This window comes from Puniceispirillum sp. (SeqCode), assembly GCF_965657105.1.
Taxonomy (GTDB): Bacteria; Pseudomonadota; Alphaproteobacteria; order Puniceispirillales; family Puniceispirillaceae; genus Puniceispirillum.
In genome coordinates this window covers 1-21,424 of the sequence record NZ_CBFHNB010000038.1, presented here as the reverse complement: position 1 = coordinate 21,424, position 21,424 = coordinate 1, and the positions used below count along the sequence as shown (strand labels likewise).

The window sequence follows — 21,424 nt, the reverse complement described above, 5'->3', positions numbered from 1 at the left end:
CTGGTACCAGCTTGGCGCGCTGTCCACCAAACAGATCGGTGAAAGAAATCATGAAATATTTGATGCCTTTTTTCTGAGCAAAGGCAGAAAGATCGATTGCCATTATATTGTTTCCTCTCTTTTATCTGAATCGCGCAACTATATAGACGCGCCATATTTAAAAACTGTCTTTACTATCTTTACTGTTTTTTCCGGGCACCCAATTTGTTCCTGCCAAAGGAACGCCAGTCATAGCGGAAGCCTCAATAGTCAACGCACATAAATCTTCAGGTTCCAGATTGTGAACATGGCTTTTTCCGCAAGCACGCGCAATTGTTTGTGCTTCCAAAGTCATGACCTTTAGATAATTGCTAAGCCGCCGACCACCTAGAGCAGGATCAAACCGTGCCATTAATGCCGGGTCTTGGGTGGTGATGCCTGCTGGATCCATGCCCTCATGCCAGTCATCATAAGCGCCAGCTGTGGTGCCAAGTTTATTATATTCGGTCTCCCATCGCGGATCATTGTCACCAAGCGCGATCATCGCGGCGGTGCCTATCGATACAGCGTCAGCACCAAGTGCCAAGGCCTTGGCGACATCGGCACCGTGGCGAATACCGCCAGAAATGATAAGCTGGACTTCGCGATGAAGTCCCATATCCTGCAAAGCCTGAACCGCTGGGCGGATACAGGCGAGGGTAGGCTGGCCAACATGTTCAATAAAGACGTCTTGTGTTGCGGCAGTGCCGCCTTGCATACCGTCAAGTACAATGACATCAGCACCAGCTTTAACCGCAAGCGTTGCATCGAAATAGGGGCGGGCACCACCAATTTTTACATAAATCGGTTTTTCCCAATTTGTGATTTCACGCAATTCAAGGATTTTGATCTCCAAATCATCAGGGCCTGTCCAATCAGGGTGCCGACAAGCTGAGCGTTGATCGATGCCTTTGGGAAGATTACGCATTTCGGCCACACGATCACTGATCTTCTGGCCAAGTAACATACCACCGCCACCCGGTTTTGCGCCTTGACCTACAACGATTTCAATAGCATCACAACGGCGCAAATCATCTGGATTCATCCCGTAACGTGAAGGCAGATATTGATAGATTAATGTTTTTGAATGACCGCGTTCTTCTTCGGTCATGCCGCCATCACCGGTAGTGGTTGATGTGCCAGCCGCAGATGCGCCGCGCCCCAGGGCTTCTTTTGCGCCGCCCGATAAGGCACCAAAACTCATGCCAGCGATAGTGATCGGAATATCAAGATGGATCGGTTTCTTGGCAAACCGCGTACCCAAAGTGACACGAGTATCACAGGTCTCACGATATCCCTCAAGTGGATAGCGTGAGATGGATGCGCCCAGAAACAGCAAATCATCAAAATGAGGAACAGCGCGTTTGGCACCGCCGCCACGAATATCATAGATGCCTGTAGCGGCTGCCCGCCGAATTTCGGCATTTGTCGCATCGGAAAAGGTGGATGACTTGATCGGTACAGTCCGAGGGATCATATTTTCATTTTTATCAGTCATAACAACAAATCCTAATATGCTGACGCATTATCAATATTGAAATTGTAAAGCTGGCGGGCGGAACCATAGCGTTTAAATTCTTCAGGCGCGCAGGTGGCACCTGACTTTTCAAGCAAATCTTTTAAGATATCAATATGTTCAGCACGCATTTCTTTTTCGATGCAATCAGCACCAAGGCTTTTAACCGAGCCACGCACAAAAAGACGGGCTTCGTACAATGAATCTCCCAGAGCCTCGCCCGCATCACCTAGAACCACTAAATTACCTGATTGCGCCATAAAGGCAGACATATGACCAATATTGCCATGAACGACAATATCAATACCTTTCATCGAAATGCCACAGCGCGATGAGGCGTTTCCCTTTATGACTAGCAAGCCCCCACTGCCGGTAGCACCTGCATATTGGCTAGCATCACCTTCAATTATGACCGTGCCTGACATCATGTTCTCGGCAACGCCAGGCCCTGCTGACCCGTGGATATTGATTGTTGCCTGTTTGTTCATGCCACCACAATAATAGCCAGTGGATCCTTTGACAGTGACCTCAATCGGTGCATCAAGACCAACAGCGATGGCGTGACTGCCCTTGGGATTGGTGATCTGCCAATGTGTCTGGTTAGTGTCATTCGCTTGTGCATGAAGCGTTTCATTAAGCGCGCGCAGGCCTTGGGCTTCAAGATCAAATATCTGCATGTTAATGTTTCCAAAAATAAACGGTTGCGGGTTCTGGTTCCCAAACACGGGCCGCCTCTATAGATGGCAGATTTACCAAAGCACGATATTCCGATCCAAAGGCGACATATTGATCGGTTTCAGCCATAACAGCGGGTTTGCACGCAATTGGATCGCGCACAACACCAAAGCCGTCTTTGGTGCCAACAACAAAGGTGAAAAATCCGTCAAGATCGTCTAGACTGCTTTCCAGCGCTTCACCAAGGGTTGAACCTTGTTGCATTTTGTATGTCAAATAGGCGGCGGCCACTTCGCTATCATTTTCGGTTTCAATCTGGACGCCTTCACGAACCAGTTTACGGCGCAAGCTGTTATGGTTGGATAGTGATCCATTATGAACAAGACATTGGTCAGCACCGGTGGAAAAGGGATGTGCACCCATTGTAGTGATGGCAGATTCTGTTGCCATGCGGGTATGGCCGATGCCATGCGAACCAGACATTGCCCCGATTTGAAAGCGTTTGGCCACGTCACGCGGCAGGCCAACTTCCTTATAAATTTCGATAGTGTCGCCCGCGCTCATGATCCGGATAGCTGGATTGATTAACGCTAGCTTATCTCTAGTGGCCGCTATTGATGTGGCAGGTATATGCAAAACAGCATGTGTGTCTTTGGCATCCAACGACACATTGCATCCAAGTGCTTTTGAAAGATCAGCAGATAATGTTGTGAAATCTGCCGTTGGATTATCTGACTGAATTGTCAATTTACCGTGTTTCTTGCTGTTCTGGCCATAGATCGCTATGCCCGCACTGTCTGGCCCACGGTCAGTCATTGTAACCAGCATATCGGTGAGCATGGCGCCAAGATCAGCTTCAAGTTTTTTATCTTTGAGAAAAAGACCAACAATTCCGCACATGCTAAAACTCCATTAATGATTTGAAACTTTAACAGCAAAAAAAACTATATTCAACTATGGTGAAAATAATTATCATGATAATAAAAATTCTACCCTGTTTAATTGACGAGTATATGTAAGGCTTTATACCCGAAGGGCGTCACGCTTTGTGGTCTGAATTGGAAGACAGGAGCGGGATGGAAATAGCCCGGTCTTATGATAAAGATCAGGAAGAGGAATATCTGGTAATCCGGTGCTATCTGATTAAATTTGCCGATCGTGTGACAATTCCAAAGTGGGTGCGTTATTTGCACAGGGTCTTACGTGATATCCCTGACGATTTGGCGACCTATAAGGGGTTCATCGCTAATCGTGAATTACTGGTGAATTATTAGTCACAATTTGATGATGGCGTTAAAACATCACCTGGTGTTTGGCCTGATTTGCATTTGGAAAAGTGATGGCGACCTGGGCGTCTAACAGCTTTTCAATAGACATAAATTGGTGCATCATCCCGCATGGTTTTAACAAATTGATAGTTTCATGACATATGTGAGTGGACAGCAACCAGAAACAACCCAGATCCGCAAGACCTACCTAGGTTTCCTTATCTTTCCGGGGTTTCCGATGTCATGTCTTACGTCGATGATAGAACCATTGCGCGCGGCCAATGAAATCGCGGGGCAAGACCGTTTTGGCTGGCAATTGATTTCCGAGGATGGCGCCCGCGTACCGGCAAGTGCGGGTGTATATTTTGATCCTGATATCACGCTCGCTGATGCTGCAAATCTTGATTTCATATTCTGCCTGAGTGGACCGATGGCACATTTGGAACATGAACAGAAATCAACCGCAATGCTTCGTCACCTTGCTCGTCATGGCACCCGTATGGGAGCGGTAAGTGGCGGTGTGTTTCCTTTGGCGCGTTCTGGACTGATGGATGCGCATCCTTGCAGTGTGCATTGGTGCTATAAGGCTGCATTCGAAGCGGAATTTCCGCATATACAAGCTGTTGATGATGTGATTGTCATGGATCAGTTACGTTATAGCGCGTCTGGTGCCGCTGCTGCTTTCGATATGATGTTGCATTTGATTGAGCATGAATTAGGCGCGCCTGTTATGACTGAAGTGGCCTGCTGGTTTCAGCACCCGCTTGTCCGCGGTGAGGGCGTGCGCCAGCGGATTCCAGCATTTTACACAGCCAGTGCCGACGACATGCTACCATCTGCGATCCAACAGGCGGTTCATTTATTTGCTACACATATAGATGAAGCAATTTCTGTCAGTACCGTCGCCGAAAGGGTAGGTTTATCAGCGCGCCAGCTTGAACGTGGGTTTAAAAAAGCAACAGGGCAAAGCCCATCACATTACTACCGCTTAATGCGGATGAAAGCCGCGCGCCAACTTGTTCTATATTCAAATGATACATTGACCGATATTGCTTATGCTACCGGCTATAGCAATGCGGCGGCAATGGTCAGGCATTATAAGGATGCGTTTGGTATCACACCAAAAGAGGAACGCAACAGAATCAACCTGTTCCGTGTAAAAGATAATCGTTCATTGCCATCTATATAAAATTATATAAATGAGTATTTTATATTAAAGACTTTATAGCATTTGTTAAGTTGTGATGAAGTGATTTTGCGGATGAACGTGCGCCCAGAATTGAAAAATACCCAGCTGAACGATGCAGAATAAAGCAGCTAATATGTTCAATAGCTGTGCGGGTGGCGCTGTTATAAGGCATTTGCCGGCTATTAACTGCACATAGGCGTTCTAATATATCAACGCATAGTTCGCCGGTCAGATCAAAACGCACAAAGGAATCGTTTTGTTCGGTTACGGCGGCAATGCCAGCCAGCTTTATAGTTAGATCATCTGCCATTGTTTCATGTGATTCAATCGGTGCTTCAACCATCCATTGATTCATACCAGTCCATATCGCGTTTATGTCATCATGATTTGTCATTTGTTCTGGCGGTGGCAAGGTGACACCAATCACATTTCCAGCAATTTTATTGAGCTTATCTTTGCAACCTGTATGCGCTGCTATGGATACATAGGCAAAATCAGCATTTTCGGCGAGTGTAACGCGATCATAAACATCTATCTGAGGGCTATGGCCGCCAAGCGCGTGTAAGGGGGCTAGATCATGCATGGAGACGTTCCCCTTTTGGATCGATGAAATGTGGGCTAACAACTTCGACTAGGACTTCGCGTCCCTGAAGCGGGTTTACAGCGCGAATGATTTCGCCTGTGCGGTTTGACCCATTGTTGAGGAAGCCAAGGCCAATCATGTGACCAAGGCTAGGCGAATAACATACTGATGTGACATAGCCTTGATCATGGGCGGCATTTACCGGATCTTCAACCCGCATGAGATGAGCACCAGCGTCAAGGGTGTCGGCATCATTGACTGGCTTTAGGCCAATCTGAATAATGGCATCTTTTTGCGTCAGGCCTTCACGCTGTGAGAGCACACTGCCAATGCTGTCCTTGGTTGTGGATACCATGCGGCCTAAACCGAGATTAAGCGCGGTGGTTGTGCCATTTAATTCGTTACCAGCGGCGTGTCCCTTTTCAATGCGCATGACACCAAGCGCTTCGGTGCCATAAGGCACAATATCATAGGTTTCACCAACCTCCATGATGCGCCGGATCAGCGCATCACCATAGCGCGTCGGGACAGCAAGCTCGTAAGCCAATTCGCCAGAAAAAGAAATTCTGAACAGACGTGCGCGCAATCCCCCACATACTGTGACTTTACCACAGGCCATAAAGGGAAAGGCGTCATTGGACAGGTCAAATTCTGGATCGACAATCTTTTCAAGAAGATTGCGAGCATTAGGGCCAGCGATGGCATATTGCGCCCAGCTTTCGGTCGTGGATATGAGTTGAACATCAAGATCAGGCCATAGGCATTGACGGCAGAATTCAAGGTGCCTGAACACCCCTACGGCATTGGCGGTTGTTGTGGTCATAACATAATGTGACGCGTCAAGGCGTGCGGTTGTTCCATCATCCATGACAATGCCGTCTTCGCGCAACATCAGACCATATCGTGTCTTGCCTATAGGTAATTTTGCAAACCCGTTAGCATAAACCCGATTGATGAATGTTGTGGCGTCACGGCCTTGAATGTCAATTTTACCAAGGCTTGTCACATCACACACACCAACCGAAGCACGCGTGGCCAAGACCTCACGGTCAACACTTTCGCGCCAATGAGTTTCGCCTGGTTTAGGATACCATTGCGCCCGCAACCACATGCCAGCTTCGACAAAAACCGCGCCTTGTTCTTCGGCCCATTTATGTGATGGCGTCAAGCGGGTAGGGCGGAAATGACGATCGCGTGCGCGCCCTGCCATTACGCCGATGGCTGTCGGCGTGTAAGGAGGACGGAAAATTGTGGTGCCAACATCGGGAATGGATTTTCCAGAGAGTTCAGCCATGATAGCCAAGCCAGAAATATTGGATGTTTTCCCTTGGTCAGTTGCCATGCCTAATGTGGTGTATCGCTTTAGATGTTCGACTGAACGGAAGTTTTCCTGATGCGCCAGTTTAATATCTTTGACTGTCACGTCATTCTGCTGGTCAACCCAAGCTCTTTTCTTGCCATAGCCGACATGCCAGAACGGCATAAGTTTGATAGGTGCATCTTCGGCTTTGGGTAATGTGATTGCTTTTGCCTTAATATCAATATCCGAAAGCAAGGTAACAGCTGTTTGAACGCCGGATGACAAACATTCATCAAGGCTGAATTGGCCATTAGCCGCGCCAGCAACACCCATACCAACAGGCAATGTGCCACCGGGAATAAAGGCTGCAATATCCTGCTGCCATTGAGGAAAGCCCCGTTGATGGCAGGTTAGATGCACATTGGGATTCCAGCCGCCAGCAACCCCAAGCGCACCGCATTTGATGGTGCGTGTTGTGCCATTATTCATGCGGACAGTGATGGCATTAAGGCCAAGCCGCCCAGAGGTGTCAACAACGCGCCCACCGGCAAGAACCTCAATGCCCGCGCATTTAGGGGCATCGGGTCTGGTGTCAATGATCGCGCTGACATGGATGCCTTTAACGCGTAAATCGTTGGCGGTGCGGTAACCATTGTCATTATTGGTAAAGATGGCGATTTGCGATGCCGGTGTGCTAGCCCAGCGATTAACATAGGAACGGATGGCACTTGCCTGCATTATGCCGGGACGGTCATTATTGGGAAAGCATATTGGGCGCTCGATGGCACCGCCCGCCAAAACAGCCCGTTTGGAATAAATACGCCACAAAATCTGACGTGGTTTACCGTCTGTCGGAACGGCAAGATGATCCGATATGCGCTCGACAGCGCCATAAACGCCATGATCAAAAGCGCCGATGACTGTGGTGCGCGGCATACAGCGTACATTGCGCATTGAATTAAGTTCGGCAATCGTTTCTTGCGCCCAGTCAGCACAGGAGGCGTCACCTATTTCATAGGTTTCGGTATTCAGTCTGCCGCCTAGAACAAAGTCTTCATCAGCTATGATGATATCAGCACCAGCACGGGCTGCGGTTAGCGCGGCGGCTAGGCCAGATGGTCCAGCCCCGATGATCAGCAGATCGCAATGTAAAAACCCTTTATCATAGCTGTCGGGATCAGCTTTTGCTGATAATGATCCTAAACCCGCCGCGTTACGAATTATGGGTTCATAAAGCTTTTCCCAAAAAGCCGCAGGCCACATAAATGTTTTATAATAAAATCCAGCGGTCAGAAAATTTGAAAACAGATCATTAATGGCCATGGCATCAAATTTCAGCGATGGCCAACGATTTTGGCTTCTGGCTTCAAGTCCGTCGAATAATTCGGTAACAGTTGCGCGGCTATTTGGCTCTTGGCGTGCGCCTGAACGCAGTTCAACGATGGCGTTCGGTTCTTCGGAACCGGCCGTCATAACTCCTCGTGGGCGATGATATTTGAATGATCGTCCCATTAATCTGACATTATTGGCAAGTAAGGCTGACGCTAGTGTGTCACCTGCAAAACCATCAAATTTTTTGCCGTCAAAGGTGAATTCAATCAGCTTTGAACGGTCAATCATACCGCCATTGTCCAGACGGTTGGGTTGATTTGTAAAGTGACTCATTTGCTGCGTCCCCTTTGGCGCGCCACATCGGATGCAAATTCAACTTTTTCAATGACATGGGTTGTTGTGTCACGTGTCACAACTAACCATGAGCGATCACCTTGTTCGTGATACCAGAGTTCCTGATGCCGTCCAGCCGGGTTATCACGCAGATATTGATAATCATAAAAGGCGGCGTCAGCATCGGTGGCTTGCCAATCAGGTCGGTTTAGCAATGACGCATCGCCAAGATAAATGAATTCCTGTGCATCGCGTGGGCCAAGTAAAGGGTGATTAATTATCATGACTAGCGGCTCCTAATGTAGGTTCGGCTGGGCGCCGACGCCTTTTTCATCGATCATATAGCCGCGTTGGAAGCGGTCAAAGCGATATGCTGTTGCTGTTTCATGAGGTTGTCCGGTTGCAAGCAAATGGGCAAAACACCAACCTGAGGCCGGTGTGGCCTTAAAGCCGCCATAACACCAACCCCCATTGAAAAACAGCCCCTCAATATGTGTTTTGTCAATTATAGGCGATCCATCCATCGACATATCCATGACGCCGCCCCACATCCGCAAAATTCGAGCGCGGCCAATCATGGGCATGATTGCCATGCCACCTTCACACACATCTTCTACGGTCGGCAGGTTTCCACGCTGGGCATAGGTATTATAGCCGTCAATATCACCGCCAAAGACGAGGCCACCTTTATCAGATTGAGAAATATAAAAATGCCCCATTCCAAAGGTTACAACACCCGGAATGACTGGTTTTAATCCCTCAGACACAAAGGCTTGCAGAACATGGCTTTCAATAGGCAAGCGCATACCAGCATTGGCCATTAAGCGTCCGGATGACCCAGCAACCGCACAGCCAACCTTTTTAGCACCGATAAATCCGCGGGACGTCTCGACGCCGCTACAGATGCCATTTTCAATTCTGAACCCCGTCACTTCGCAGTTCTGTATGATATCAACACCACGGCTGTCGGCACCGCGCGCATAGCCCCATGCGACAGCATCGTGGCGTACAGTGCCGCCCCGACGTTGCGCGAGTCCACCCTTGATCGGAAAACGGGCATCATCAAAATTCAGAAATGGGCATTCGGCTCGGACTTGGTCAGCATCAAGCAAATCAGCGTCAGCCCCATTCAAAAGCATGGCGTTGCCGCGTCTTACATAAGCATCACGTTGGGCATCGGAATGAAAAAGATTTATAATGCCGCGCTGGCTGACCATCGCATTATAGTTAAAATCCTGTTCCAACCCTTCCCAGAGCTTCAAGGATAATTCATAAAATGGTTCATTGCCGTCAAGCAGGTAATTTGACCGGATAATCGTTGTGTTGCGTCCGACATTGCCACCACCTATCCAGCCCTTTTCGAGAACAGCGACTGACTTTTCCTTAAATTGCTTGGCTAGATAATAGGCTGTCGCCAGACCATGACCACCACCGCCAATAATGATTATGTCATAATGCGCTTTTGGTTCAGGTGAACGCCAGGCTGATGTCCAGCCTTTATGTCCAGTAAGTGCTTCTTTAATGACTCGAAATCCTGAATATCGCATATAGATCTCCTATGATGATAAGAGTTTGGCCAGCCATACGGTTTTGTAAATAAGAGAATCGGACAAACTATTAGTAAAACACGACATTATCTTGTCAGCGTGGTGATTTTACCATCTAGAATGTCATTTATCAGCACTGTTTCGTGGGTGGTTGCGGCATGTTGCGCGGCCATGCCCATGACCACGGCCATCATACCATCATGGATACTGACTTCGACATCGCCATGTCCCCGCACCACATCAGCAAATTTTTGATGTTGATAAAAGGTTGAGCCATTATGATCACCAGCTTCGAGCAATTCAGGGTCAACAGGAATATCTATACTACGAGGTCCAGGTGGGTTACGGGGGCTGACTGTTAATTTGGCAATAGGCGGGGTGCCAAGATCAGCCGCCCAAAATCGTGTTGGTCCTGGCACCTGGCATTCAATTTTACCTGCAACACCTACCGCAGAAATTTCTTCCTGATAACGCGACCCTTCGGCAAACATACATAATTCCAGCATCGCGCGACTGCCAGAGGCAAAGTCAATAATCACATAGCCATGATCCCAGATATCGGGGGTCTGCCCATCATATTTTTCGTCTGTATGATTATGCCCTTGTCCAGCCGAGGCCATAACCCGCACTGGATCAGACTGCAAAATCAAACGCATTAAATCAAAAAAATGACAGCATTTTTCTACCAAAGTTCCGCCTGTCTTGACATTAAAACGGTTCCAGTCGCCAATTTTTGGCAGAAACGCAAAGCGATGTTCGCGAATTGTGAGCATGTCAATTCCGCCAGTATCTTGAGGCGCATTTTCAATCAGCGCGGTGACAGCCGGCATATATCGATATTCCATAGCCACCCAGACCGGCGCTGGATAGTTTTTTTCAAAATCCTGAAGCCTAATTATATCTGACATATCAGTGAAAAGTGGCTTTTCAACCAGAATGGGAAGAGCCCTGCGATGCGCTATCTCGAGCAATTGATCGGCATGACAGAAATTAGGGCTGACAATAACCAAACAATCAAGTCGTTCATCGGCTAACAAACTCTTAATTGAATCATGAAATTTGGCATCAGGTGCCAGCTTTGATGCTTCGGCTTGCATGCCCAGATCAGGCTCGACGATGCCAAGTACGGTGGTATCATCAAGCAAAGCGATATTGCGCAGATGCTCTTGCCCCATCATGCCGCATCCGATTATGCCGTAGTTTATATATTTACCCATTCTTTAATTCCTAACGCCTAATAATAATTGATATTGTCGTGTCTCTTGTTATTTCCAACGGGTGTCATTTCCAACGGGCACGATAGCGGGCTTTGGCTGGATCAAACCATGTGCTTGATGCTTCGACAAGGTGTCCGTGCTGATCCCAGGCCAATCGTTCGCAAAAACCCCAGACCTCTTGATCACCTTGATTGAATAGGGGCTGTCCCCAGTCAGGCATAGGCGCGACAGAAACGCTATCTTCTACCTTGGCTATCCAAAACCCAAGATGTTCTTTGTAAAGCTGGTAAAGTGAATGTGACATATGGTTTTGACCATCATCAAGATCGAATGTTCCATCAATCCAGATTTCTTCTAACGCGACTTTGACATCACCAAGATGTCGCACGCGGCGAATACGATGCGCCGTGTCGGAACCGCCTATATCAGGCAAATTTTTAGGCTTTGTAATGCGGCTTGTCGTGATCAGTTCAGCGCTTGGATCACCGATTCCATCAATGAGTTCAAGATGAAAGAAAGCGTAAACAGACTCGCGGTTACTTTTGTGACGTATATAGTTGCCAGATCCTTGAATGCGCTCCAGCATGCCGCGACGGGTCAATTCAGCCAGCGCAAGCCGTAAAGTGCCAACAGCAATTCCTAATTCCTTTGCCAGAGTGCGTTCAGGTGGCAAACGTTCACCATCAAGCCGGATTTTGGCGTTGACTTCGCGTTCTAGTAAATCGCAGACCTGCATATAGAGCGGGATTGTTCCGTTTGAATTGGGTTTTAACATTTTTAATAACTTTTGATTGATCGCCCGCATAAAATCTGTAGAGTGAATATATTGATACAGTATTGATATATATCAATCAAGACCGCTTTTCGCACTTTAATGATGACAAAGATCATCGCAAAGCGGTTGAGATAAATTAAATGGGGGAGCTTTAGGTGTCGATTATTCCAGTTAAATCTGAAGGGCTAGGTGCGTCAGAAGTGGCGTGGTTTGCGCCTCTTTGCTCTGATGATTACCAATATCTTGGTAAACCAGACGGTGATTTGCGCAGTAGCTGGGACAATACATCGCGTATCATTCGCAAAGCTGACGAGCTAGGTTTCCGTAATATTCTGTGTCCGTCTTCTTATCAAGTCGGGCAAGACACTTTGACCTTTGTCGCGGGCAACGCCCCATTGACATCAAATATCAATATGCTGGCAGCTGTGCGCTGCGGTGAAATGCAACCTATTATGCTGGCGCGGACAATCGCGACATTGGATCATATGCTTAAGGGCCGCCTAACGATCAACATCATTTCTTCAGATTTTCCAGGTGAGGTTGCCGATAGTAACTATCGCTATCAACGTTCACGTGAAGTGGTCGAAATTCTGAAACAGATATGGAATCAGGATGAGATAAGCTATCAGGGTAACATTTATAAATTCGATAAATTGCAAACTGACCCGGCGCGTCCCTATCAGCAGAATGGCGGGCCATTACTATATTTTGGTGGTTATTCACCTGCTGCAATCGAATTATGCGCAGAGCATTGTGACGTATATCTGATGTGGCCGGAAACCAAGGATATGCTGGCTGAACGCATGAAAGCCGTTCACGAGCGCGCTAAAGAGTACGGCCGGGTTCTTGATTACGGATTGCGTGTCCATGTCATTGTTCGCGATACCGAATCCGAAGCGCGAGAATATGCCGAGCATCTAGTCAGCCAGCTTGATGATGAACATGGTAAGGCTATTCGCAATAGGGCTCTTGATTCAACATCGCTCGGCGTTGCGCATCAGTCACGCAACCGTGACGAAGCTGATGATTTTGGGTATGTCGAGCCACATTTATGGACAGGTGTAGGGCGGGCAAGATCGGGATGTGGCGCCGCTTTGGTCGGATCAACAGATCAGGTATTGTCCGAAATTGAGGCTTATCAGAAGATGGGAATAAATGCCTTTATCTTTTCGGGCTATCCGCATTTGAGTGAGTGCGAGTCATTTGGCAAACGGGTATTGCCACAATTATCAACATGTTCATTGCCTGAGGTCTATGGGCGGGTGCCGACAAGCACACCAAACACGCCACTTGGCAACGGCAAACGTAAATAGGAATGTAGACATAATGGATCGTTCATCAATTAATCGTGGTTCTTCAATGCCACAACTCGAACTTAGCCGTATTATTTACGGTATGTGGCGTCTCGCAGATGATGAAAATCGTGACGTGTCACATGTTCAGGCCAAGGTTGAAGCCTGTCTTGCCCAAGGTATCACCAGTTTTGATCAAGCCGATATATATGGCAATTACGAGTCCGAACGTTTGTTTGGAAAATTGTTAAAGGAAGCTCCGCATCTAATTGATAGTATTGAGATTATTACCAAGTGTGATATTAAGTTATTGACTGATAAGTCACCTGAGCGCGTGGTAAAATACTATGATACTAGCGCCGCACATATCAACCACAGTGTTGATAATTCATTGAGGCTTATGAATATAGATCATATCGACATGCTGTTGTTGCATAGGCCGGATCCATTGATGGATCATCATGAAACCGGTGCGGCATTAGATGCGCTGATAGCATCAGGTAAAATTGGCAGTGTTGGTGTTTCCAATTTCAAGCCATGGGATATAAATTTGCTGCAATCGGCCATGTCAAATCCTATTGCATCCAACCAAATTGAAATTTCATTGCTGGCCCATGATGCGTTTACGAATGGCGATATTGCGTTTGCCCAGGAAAAGAATATTACCTTAATGGCCTGGTCACCTCTGGCCGGGGGTGGTTTGTTTGATAAATCCAACAAAGCCTTGTTTGACAAGCTTTCTGACATAGGTGCGCGTCAGAACTGTGATGCATCGGCAGTTGCTGTGGCGTGGCTATTGGCGCATCCAGCGGGCATTCTGCCCGTCATGGGTACAAATAATCTTGATCGCATTGCGCATCTTGGCGATGCCTGCAAAGTTGAGATGGATCGTGAGACATGGTTTGTTTTGTATGAGATGGCGCTGGGTCATGAAGTGCCATAGCGTTAGATAGGCTTTGACATAACTGGTTTGGTCATGAAATAGAGATTGCGGCGTTTATTTATAATGTCGCCTGTAAAGAATGGGGAGTTTATGCATAACTTTGACGGCAATCACGATAATGATTCGTCAATAAACAGCGTGAGCTGGACAATTGCGCGCGCCGTATCGTTGGTCATGACTCCTGTATCATGGCTGAACAAACTAGTTATTGCGATTAGCAAACAACTGGCTTGGCTTGCGCTGTTATTTATGGTGATCATGATCCTGTTGCAGGTGTTTTTCCGTTATGTACTCAATGATGCCCTGGCGTGGCCAGATGAAGCCGCTAGGCTCTGTATGCTGTGGATGACCGGTCTGATGGCACCATTTGCCATGCGTACGGGGGGATTTGTTGCCATTGATATGTTACCGCGCGCCTTGCCAAATAGATTGGCGCAAGTGCTCACTTTGTTCCTGCTTACATTATCAGTCATTGTATTGATCTATGCGATAAAGTTTGGATGGAAGCATACGATGGGGTTTGGAGGCAATTTTGCCTCTTCATCGTTGAAGCTACCGCTGGACTGGTTCGGTATGGATATGATCCGGGTAAAATTGCGATATGTTTATGCGTCCTTGTTGTTTGGTGTCACCTTCTTGTTCACGGTCACCATTGAGTTGATTTTGCGGAGCATCATTGCGCTAATGGCGCCTAATTTTCCGTTACCGCAGATCACCTCGCCCGGAACGGCAGGAGCGAATTGATGCTAGTTCTGTTTTTACCTGTATTTCTGTTTTTCCTCATGATCGGCTTGCCGGTGTTTTTTGCTTTGCTTGTTGCCCCAGGTTTATTGCTGTGGCTCAACGGCCAGGAACGCGACATCGCGCTATTATATCGAAATGTTTATAATGGCATGGACTCATTTCCATTGATGGCATTGCCATTTTTCATGCTTGCCGGTGAATTGATGAACCGGGGTGGTATAACAATTCGGCTGGTTGAATTTTCACAAGCCTTGATGGGGCATTTGCGTGGCGGGTTGGCGCATGTAAATATTCTGTCATCGATGCTGTTTGCCGGTTTGTCAGGATCGGCAGTGGCCGACACATCAGCGTTGGGGTCCACCTTGATCCCTGCGATGGAAAAGAATGGCTATTCACGTAAATTCGCGGCGGCCATTACGGCGGCAAGTTCGGTTATCGGTCCGATCATCCCCCCATCAGGCATCATGATTATCTATGCCTATGTGATGGGGGAGTCTGTGGCGGCCTTGTTTCTAGCAGGCATTGTTCCGGGGGTTATGGTGGGGGCAGGCCTGATGTTGATGGTGCGGGTGCTTGCCGACAAATATGACTTGCCCAAGGCCGAGCGAATTGTCAAAAAAGACATTATAATTAAACCAGTTGAATATTGGATTTCACTGGTGCTTTTGCGGATTAATGTTGCGGGTCTTCTGGTCGCTGCCTATGCAGGCGTAAAGGCGCTATTAGCGTCGCTCACCGATATTGATATTTCGGTTGATGGCTGGACATTGTTTTTCATATTTTTGCCTATAGCGCATCTTATTCTGCTAAATATAAGGCACCGTGTGACACAGGAATTCCGTTTTGTGTGCAAACGCGCCGTAGCACCCTTGCAAACCCCGATTATTATACTTGGCGGTATTATGATCGGTGTGTTTACCCCAACCGAAGCGTCGTCGATTGCTGTTGCCTATGCTTTATTAATTTCATTTTTTGTATTGCGGACAATGAAACTTGGTGATTTGCCCTCTATTTTCATGAAGGCGGCTGTGGCATCGGCAACAGTATTACTTTTGGTGGGGGCAGCTGTTGCTTTCAAGACGGTTGTAAGTCTGAGTCATGCGCCGGAACAACTCGCAGCTTTTGTTATTACCTTGAGTGAAAACCCTCTTATTTTATTATTTCTTATCAATATTTTGTTGTTCGTTGTTGGTATGTTTCTTGATGCAGGGCCAGCGATCATTATTTTAGGGCCTATTCTGGCACCGGTTTTTATCGACCTTGGTGTGCATCCAGTGCATTTTGCCATTATCATGTCAGTAAATTTAACAGTTGGCCTAGCGACACCACCCATGGGGCTTGTTTTATTTGTTGCATCTTCAGTTTCTGGCGAGCGGGTTGAAACCATCTCGCGCGCCATTTTGCCATTCCTCGCGGTGGAAATAGTGGTCATCTTCATGATTACCTATTTTCCGGCATTGTCTATGACGATACCGCGGCTTGCCGGATTCATTAAGTGAGGGATATAGTTCATCAAAGCAATAATGGAGGAAATGATGAAAAGACTAGTAATGCGTTCTCTGATGGCGGTGGCGTTGCTTGCAACACCAACAATATCAGCATTTGCAGCGGATTATACAATCCGTGCGACGGCTAACTCGAATGAAAATGATGAAGATTATGATGGTCTTGTCGTATTCAAAAATTATGTTGAGTCAGCATCTAATGGCAAAATTGCCGTTGAACTGTATATCGGTACCCAGCTTTGTTCAAAGGGTGCTGAATGTTTGCAGGGTGTAGCTGATGGTTCAATCGACGTTTATATCTCTACATCAGGCGGTGCCGCAGGCATCTTCCCATATGTTCAGGTTCTTGACCTGCCATATCTGATGTCAGATGACCGCGTTGCAGAGCATGTTTTGTCTGGCGATTTCACACGTGAAGTCAGAGACATGGCCCTTGCTAGCTCAGACAATAAGGTACGTCTGATGACAATTGGTAACACTGGTGGCTGGCGTAACTTTGCCAATACCAAACGTCGTGTTCAAAACCCTAGTGACATGAATGGCCTGAAAATCCGTACTGTTGTTGCTGATTTGCCACAGGAGCTGGTTAAGGCTCTTGGTGCATCACCAACACCTATTCCATGGCCAGAGCTGTTCACAAGCTTCCAGACAGGTGTTGTTGAAGGTTCCAAGAACGGTATTACCGATATCATGGGCATGAAATTCCCTGATGCCGGTCTGAAATATGTAACGCTTGACGGTCACGCCTATATGGGTGCTTTGTGGTGGATGTCTAATGACAAGTTCATGGCCATGCCTGAAGACATGCGTGCGGTTGTTGTTGATGGCTTTGCTCAGCTTCAGCAGGCCACCTTTGCTTCGCCAAAGCGTAAGTCAATTCAGGCCTATGCCGATTTCGTTGCTGGTGGCGGTGATCTATATGTGCCAACACCTGCCGAAAAGGCTGCCTTCAAGACAGCAGCATCTCCGGTTTATGACTGGTTCAAGTCGAATGTTGACGGTGGCGAGGCTGTATTTAATGCCCTGACCAAGGCGGTCGCAGTTGCCGAGGCTGACATTAATACAGGTCGCGCTAGAGACCTTAACTAACAATAAAATAAAGGGCTACCTTATTCTGAGGTAGCCCTTTTGTAACCTGGCCTTGCAGATTATTTATCTGAAAGGAAATAGCCAAACACGATAATCATCGATAAGTTCATGCGCTTTTTCAATTTGTTCAACTGTCATTTTTTTAACAACTTCCTCTTGCGATATCGCCGCATCGGGATCGCCGCCGATCGCCGAAAGCACATACCACAAATAGGCACGTGTAAGGTCAGGGGCAGGCATACCGCGTCCAACTTCGTAATACCAGCCAACACCCGATTGGGCACCAGGATGACCTTTCATCGACGCGCGCAAATACCAGTCAAAAGCGCGGATATCATCCTGTTCAACGCCCAATCCCATTGCATACATGACACCGATCAATTCTTCGGCATCGGCGTTGCCAGATCGCGCCGCAGGCCACAGCGCTTCGCGTGCCTCGACAAATTTTCCTTCTTCCATAAGGTCTCGCGCTGCTTCAATCTCAGCATGGGCAAAGACCGGCAGAAGGACTCCAACGATCATAAACATCAGAAAGTGACGCATTTTAAATCCTTTGTTTTGACACTGGCTGTCAGCATGTGTTTCGGGCATTCGGCATATGCAGAAACTATCGATTTACCGCGGCCACTTGTTGATGCCGATTATCATATTATTGATGCCATGCAAGCCAGTCTTGGTCAAAAACTTTTCTATGATAAAATTCTGTCTGGAAACCAGAATATTTCTTGTGGTACGTGTCATCATCATCGTTTTGGTGGCTCGGATGGTTTGTCTTTGGGTATTGGTGAAGGGGGTGTTGGCGTTGGGCCAACACGATTGCCAGGATTTGGTGATAGCCGCATCAAAAAGCGGGTGCCTCGTAATGCTTCGGCCTTATGGAATATTGGGGCTAAAGAAGTCAGAATTCTGTTTCAAGATGGCCGTCTTTCAGTGTCTGATGATTATGAGAACGGGTTTAATTCACCAGCCGAGGAATGGTTACCAAACGGGTTAGATACCATTCTGGCAGCACAGGCCATTCTGCCTATGACAGCGCAGTTTGAAATGGCTGGCAATCCAAAGGAAAATGAGGTTGCCGGTGCAGTCCATGACCGGATTGACGCTGTGTGGCCAATCATTGCCAAGCGGGTACGTATTATCCCTGAATATGGACAGCTATTTGTCGATGCGTTTGACGATGTTGAAACAGCCGATCAAGTTGATATTACGCATATTGCCAAAGCGTTAGGTGCGTTTATCGGACAGGAATGGCGGTCGCATGACAGCCCGTTTGATGCTTATATATCAGGTGATGAAACCGCATTGAACGCATCACAAAAGCGTGGTCTGGATCTGTTTTATGGCAAAGCTAATTGTGCCAGCTGTCATTCAGGTACGCTTCTGAGTGATCACAAATTTTATGCTCTGGCCTTGCCGCCATTTGGCCCAGGACGAACACGGCGATTTGATCCCTATGTACGCGATGTCGGGCGTATGGGCGAAAGCGATGATCTAGCAGATGCCTATAGATTCAAAACCCCACAATTACGCAATGTCGCTTTGACGGGGCCTTATGGGCATAATGGCGCCTATGCGTCATTGGAAAATATGGTGCGGCATCATCTTAACCCCTTGCAGATGCAAGATCAGTGGCAACCCGAAATGGCGCAATTGCCAAAAGCTGAATGGCTAGAGGCGATTGATTTTGTTGTCATGAGTGATAAGCGTGAAATGGCAAGGCAGCGAAGCCATCTTGATATCACGCCCATTGACCTAAATGACCGTGAGATTGATGATCTGGTGGCGTTTCTGCATAGCCTGACGGGTGCCACAGCGTTGAGTCTGCCGCTTGGGGTTCCCGATACGGTGCCAAGCGGTTTGCCAGTTGATAAATAACCTGTCTTGCAGAACTAAATGCCGTTTACAAGGCGCTGGTTAAGCGCGCTGAGCATAGTGTCACATTGCACCAGCTGTTCAGCGCTCACAAATTCGTCTGGCTTATGCCCTTGATCCATCGAACCTGGACCACAAACGACAGTTGGAATGCCAATATCACGTGAAAACAAGCCACCTTCGGTACCAAATGCCATCTTAATCGTGGTGTTATTCCCTGTCAGAGCTTTCATGAAGCTTACAATCTCGGCATCCTTTGGCGTGTTAAGCCCCGGATATGTGTTGGTGATGGTAAATTGAATATTAGCCTCAGGAGCCGTCTTTTTGGCGATCTCGATGATCGGCGCGATACGGTCTTTCAACTTGTCCAATAGTGCCATTGGATCATCTTCAGCTAAATTACGGATTTCAAAATCTATAAAGGCGGCATTAGGAACAATATTGAGTTGGACGCCGCCTTCGATACGCCCAACATGCATGGTGGTGTAAGGCACGTTATAATCATCATCTTTATGGCCAGCGCGTGCCAGTTCATCCTGCATATGGCGAATTTCGCCAGCTAGATCACAGGCAAGATGCAACGCATTCATTGCCATGGGTGCCAGCGCCGAATGCCCCTCGCGCCCCTGGCAGTTTGCCCGGATTGCGGTTTTTCCCTTATGTCCGGTGGCTAGCCCCATTTCAGTCGGTTCACCGACGATGCAAAAGGCAGGCTTATGCGGTGATTTGCCCATCATGTCGATCAGTGATCGCACACCAATACAGCCAATTTCCTCGTCATAGGACAGAGCCAGATGCAATGGATTGCTCAGATCTAGTTGGGTGGCGTCAATAAAACTGGCAATGGCTGCGGCGACAAAGCCTTTCATGTCGGCAGTGCCACGTCCGTAATATTTACCGTCCTCATATGTGCAGGAAAATGCAGGTTTCGTCCAGTTCTGACCATCGATAGGCACAACATCAGTATGCCCTGAGAGCATCACACCGCCATCTATATCGGGACCCGTTACGGCATATAAATTGGCCTTTTTTCCGCTTTCATCAGGGATGATAATGGGATCAACGCCGCTTTTTGCAAGTTTTTCGGCTACATAGTCAATCAGCTTCCGATTTGGATCACGGCTGACCGAGGCAAAACCAACAAGGTCATTCAGAATATCGACTGTCTGATTCATTGTTAAACGTTCCTGCTACTCGTCCCCGGCCACATCGTAACTTGGGGCGGCGGCAGGATCAATCGCCCGATTAAAAATAACATGATCAAAAGCCGAATCATGCTGGCCAGTCTTGAACATATGCGCCCAACACGCGCCATGTCACGATTTGTGACTGTTGCGCAGATTTATTTTACCAGTTGGAAATAAGCATTTCATGTGTAATCAGGTGCTGGTTTCGGCAATCAGGATATAGGTTTTGCGCATTGGTTCATGGATTGTCCATTCGCCTGTCCAACCGATTGGCAAGATTAACATATCACCTGCAGCAATATCACGTTTGCCACCGCCATCTGCATTGACGACTGAAGCACTGCCAGACAAAATATGGCAAATTTCAGCAGATTTTGAGCGGTCAGCTGTAAAACGACCAATCGTGCAATCCCAGATACCAATTTTGGTCAGGCCGTCAAGTGACTCCCAGAGCGGAACAAGGGCTTCGGTTTGTCCTTCGGTTAAAGTTGTAGGTTTAGGGGCAAACTCACCGGCAGGGATGTCACTTAAATCGCCGAAGCTTTGAAGACTGATCATTATAACCTCATACTTGTTTTTCATATTGTGATCTGAATGCTGTGTTTTGCCAACCCAAAAGCATGAAAGCTTGACGTATTTGTGATGACATCAACTTGGCGGTTGTAACCTTTTCATTTCAGGATATTGTCATCTTACGTTTTATTATCCTTATTATGACTATGGTCAAATAATTGGGTGAACTGATTTTTTAAGCTAAGGAGAGGCATAATGACCATGAAAGTTTATCTTTCCGGGGAAATTCATACTGATTGGCGCGAGCAAATTATCGAAGGTTCGGCAGGCCTTGATGTAACCTTTTCGAGTCCGGTGACTGATCATGACGCAAGTGATGATTGCGGCGTTGCCATTTTGGGCCCAGAAACAGATAAATATTGGCACGATCATAAAGGCGCCATGGTCAATGCAATCCGTACACGAAAAGCTATTCAGGACGCCGATATCGTTGTTGTAAGATTCGGCGAAAAATATAAACAGTGGA

At 47.4% G+C, this 21,424-nt stretch carries 20 protein-coding genes and 1 pseudogene; 9 read left to right on the top strand and 12 right to left on the bottom strand.

Annotated features, from left to right (window positions below):
- Nucleotides 1–157 precede the first annotated feature (157 nt).
- Genes ACTF7Q_RS06715 through ACTF7Q_RS06705 form a run of 3 tightly spaced genes read right to left on the bottom strand, consistent with a single transcriptional unit; the run spans nt 158 to nt 3,109 of the window.
- Entirely contained in the window at nt 158–1,516 is a 1,359-nt protein-coding gene (locus tag ACTF7Q_RS06715; protein WP_438997077.1) for an FMN-binding glutamate synthase family protein, read from the bottom strand.
- Nucleotides 1,517–1,527: 11 nt separating this feature from the next.
- Complete coding sequence (locus ACTF7Q_RS06710) at nt 1,528–2,211, bottom strand: protein GlxC (RefSeq protein ID WP_438997076.1); 684 nt, start codon at nt 2,209–2,211, stop codon at nt 1,528–1,530.
- 1 nt (nt 2,212) lies between these two features.
- Complete coding sequence (locus tag ACTF7Q_RS06705; protein ID WP_438997075.1) at nt 2,213–3,109, bottom strand: class II glutamine amidotransferase; 897 nt, start codon at nt 3,107–3,109, stop codon at nt 2,213–2,215.
- A 227-nt stretch (nt 3,110–3,336) separates the two neighbouring features.
- Here ACTF7Q_RS06705 and ACTF7Q_RS06700 point away from each other — a divergent pair.
- A pseudogene (locus tag ACTF7Q_RS06700) lies at nt 3,337–3,549 on the top strand (hypothetical protein); the annotation flags it as partial.
- 82 nt (nt 3,550–3,631) lie between these two features.
- Nucleotides 3,632–4,666 carry a GlxA family transcriptional regulator gene (locus ACTF7Q_RS06695; RefSeq protein ID WP_438997074.1) on the top strand — a complete coding sequence of 345 codons (1,035 nt, stop codon included), beginning with the start codon at nt 3,632–3,634 and terminating at the stop codon, nt 4,664–4,666.
- Between the two features lie 19 nt (nt 4,667–4,685).
- Here the strand turns inward: ACTF7Q_RS06695 and ACTF7Q_RS06690 are convergent, their stop codons facing one another.
- The 6 genes from ACTF7Q_RS06690 to ACTF7Q_RS06665 all read right to left on the bottom strand — a co-directional run bounded on the left by ACTF7Q_RS06690 (nt 4,686) and on the right by ACTF7Q_RS06665 (nt 11,753).
- On the bottom strand, nt 4,686–5,249 hold the full coding sequence (locus ACTF7Q_RS06690) for a sarcosine oxidase subunit gamma (RefSeq protein ID WP_438997073.1): 564 nt from the start codon (nt 5,247–5,249) through the stop codon (nt 4,686–4,688).
- The gene (locus ACTF7Q_RS06685; RefSeq protein ID WP_438997072.1) at nt 5,242–8,214 is read right to left on the bottom strand and encodes a sarcosine oxidase subunit alpha family protein; all 2,973 of its coding nucleotides are present in this window, start codon (nt 8,212–8,214) and stop codon (nt 5,242–5,244) included. The genes ACTF7Q_RS06690 and ACTF7Q_RS06685 overlap by 8 nt, the downstream gene beginning before the upstream one ends.
- Nucleotides 8,211–8,498 (bottom strand): sarcosine oxidase subunit delta, encoded by a 288-nt coding sequence (locus ACTF7Q_RS06680; RefSeq protein ID WP_438997071.1) that lies wholly within the window; start codon nt 8,496–8,498, stop codon nt 8,211–8,213. The genes ACTF7Q_RS06685 and ACTF7Q_RS06680 overlap by 4 nt, the downstream gene beginning before the upstream one ends.
- Nucleotides 8,499–8,510: 12 nt before the next feature.
- Nucleotides 8,511–9,761, bottom strand: a complete 1,251-nt coding sequence (locus ACTF7Q_RS06675) for a sarcosine oxidase subunit beta family protein (protein WP_438997070.1) — start codon at nt 9,759–9,761, stop codon at nt 8,511–8,513.
- A gap of 86 nt (nt 9,762–9,847) precedes the next feature.
- On the bottom strand, nt 9,848–10,978 hold the full coding sequence (locus ACTF7Q_RS06670; protein WP_438997069.1) for a Gfo/Idh/MocA family protein: 1,131 nt from the start codon (nt 10,976–10,978) through the stop codon (nt 9,848–9,850).
- 64 nt (nt 10,979–11,042) lie between these two features.
- A complete protein-coding gene (locus ACTF7Q_RS06665) occupies nt 11,043–11,753 on the bottom strand; it encodes a GntR family transcriptional regulator (RefSeq protein WP_438997068.1) in 711 nt (236 codons plus the stop codon).
- Between the two features lie 155 nt (nt 11,754–11,908).
- Here ACTF7Q_RS06665 and ACTF7Q_RS06660 point away from each other — a divergent pair, with 155 nt between their 5' ends.
- From ACTF7Q_RS06660 to ACTF7Q_RS06640, 5 genes are all read left to right on the top strand, one after another.
- On the top strand, nt 11,909–13,066 hold the full coding sequence (locus ACTF7Q_RS06660; RefSeq protein ID WP_438997067.1) for an LLM class flavin-dependent oxidoreductase: 1,158 nt from the start codon (nt 11,909–11,911) through the stop codon (nt 13,064–13,066).
- A gap of 28 nt (nt 13,067–13,094) precedes the next feature.
- A complete protein-coding gene (locus tag ACTF7Q_RS06655; protein ID WP_438997079.1) occupies nt 13,095–13,988 on the top strand; it encodes an aldo/keto reductase in 894 nt (297 codons plus the stop codon).
- A gap of 90 nt (nt 13,989–14,078) precedes the next feature.
- The gene (locus ACTF7Q_RS06650) at nt 14,079–14,732 is read left to right on the top strand and encodes a TRAP transporter small permease (RefSeq protein ID WP_438997066.1); all 654 of its coding nucleotides are present in this window, start codon (nt 14,079–14,081) and stop codon (nt 14,730–14,732) included.
- The gene (locus tag ACTF7Q_RS06645) at nt 14,732–16,231 is read left to right on the top strand and encodes a TRAP transporter large permease (protein ID WP_438997065.1); all 1,500 of its coding nucleotides are present in this window, start codon (nt 14,732–14,734) and stop codon (nt 16,229–16,231) included. The genes ACTF7Q_RS06650 and ACTF7Q_RS06645 overlap by 1 nt, the downstream gene beginning before the upstream one ends.
- Before the next feature lie 36 nt (nt 16,232–16,267).
- Nucleotides 16,268–17,326: a TRAP transporter substrate-binding protein gene (locus ACTF7Q_RS06640; RefSeq protein WP_438997064.1), complete on the top strand. Its 1,059-nt coding sequence runs from the start codon at nt 16,268–16,270 to the stop codon at nt 17,324–17,326.
- Between the two features lie 63 nt (nt 17,327–17,389).
- On the opposite strand, the gene ACTF7Q_RS06635 is transcribed toward ACTF7Q_RS06640, so the two are convergent.
- Nucleotides 17,390–17,869 (bottom strand): tetratricopeptide repeat protein, encoded by a 480-nt coding sequence (locus tag ACTF7Q_RS06635; RefSeq protein ID WP_438997063.1) that lies wholly within the window; start codon nt 17,867–17,869, stop codon nt 17,390–17,392.
- A 33-nt stretch (nt 17,870–17,902) separates the two neighbouring features.
- Between ACTF7Q_RS06635 and ACTF7Q_RS06630 the strand changes: the two genes are divergently transcribed.
- Entirely contained in the window at nt 17,903–19,201 is a 1,299-nt protein-coding gene (locus ACTF7Q_RS06630; protein WP_438997078.1) for a cytochrome-c peroxidase, read from the top strand.
- Nucleotides 19,202–19,215: 14 nt separating this feature from the next.
- Here ACTF7Q_RS06630 and argE read toward each other — a convergent pair whose 3' ends face one another.
- Both argE and ACTF7Q_RS06620 read right to left on the bottom strand, forming a co-directional pair.
- Nucleotides 19,216–20,373, bottom strand: coding sequence for an acetylornithine deacetylase (gene argE / locus ACTF7Q_RS06625; protein WP_438997062.1), 1,158 nt, complete (start codon nt 20,371–20,373; stop codon nt 19,216–19,218).
- A 204-nt stretch (nt 20,374–20,577) separates the two neighbouring features.
- Nucleotides 20,578–20,943 carry a cupin domain-containing protein gene (locus ACTF7Q_RS06620; protein WP_438997061.1) on the bottom strand — a complete coding sequence of 122 codons (366 nt, stop codon included), beginning with the start codon at nt 20,941–20,943 and terminating at the stop codon, nt 20,578–20,580.
- Between the two features lie 210 nt (nt 20,944–21,153).
- Between ACTF7Q_RS06620 and ACTF7Q_RS06615 the strand changes: the two genes are divergently transcribed.
- Nucleotides 21,154–21,424: YtoQ family protein (locus tag ACTF7Q_RS06615; RefSeq protein WP_438997060.1), on the top strand; the 271-nt coding region annotated here is incomplete at its 3' end.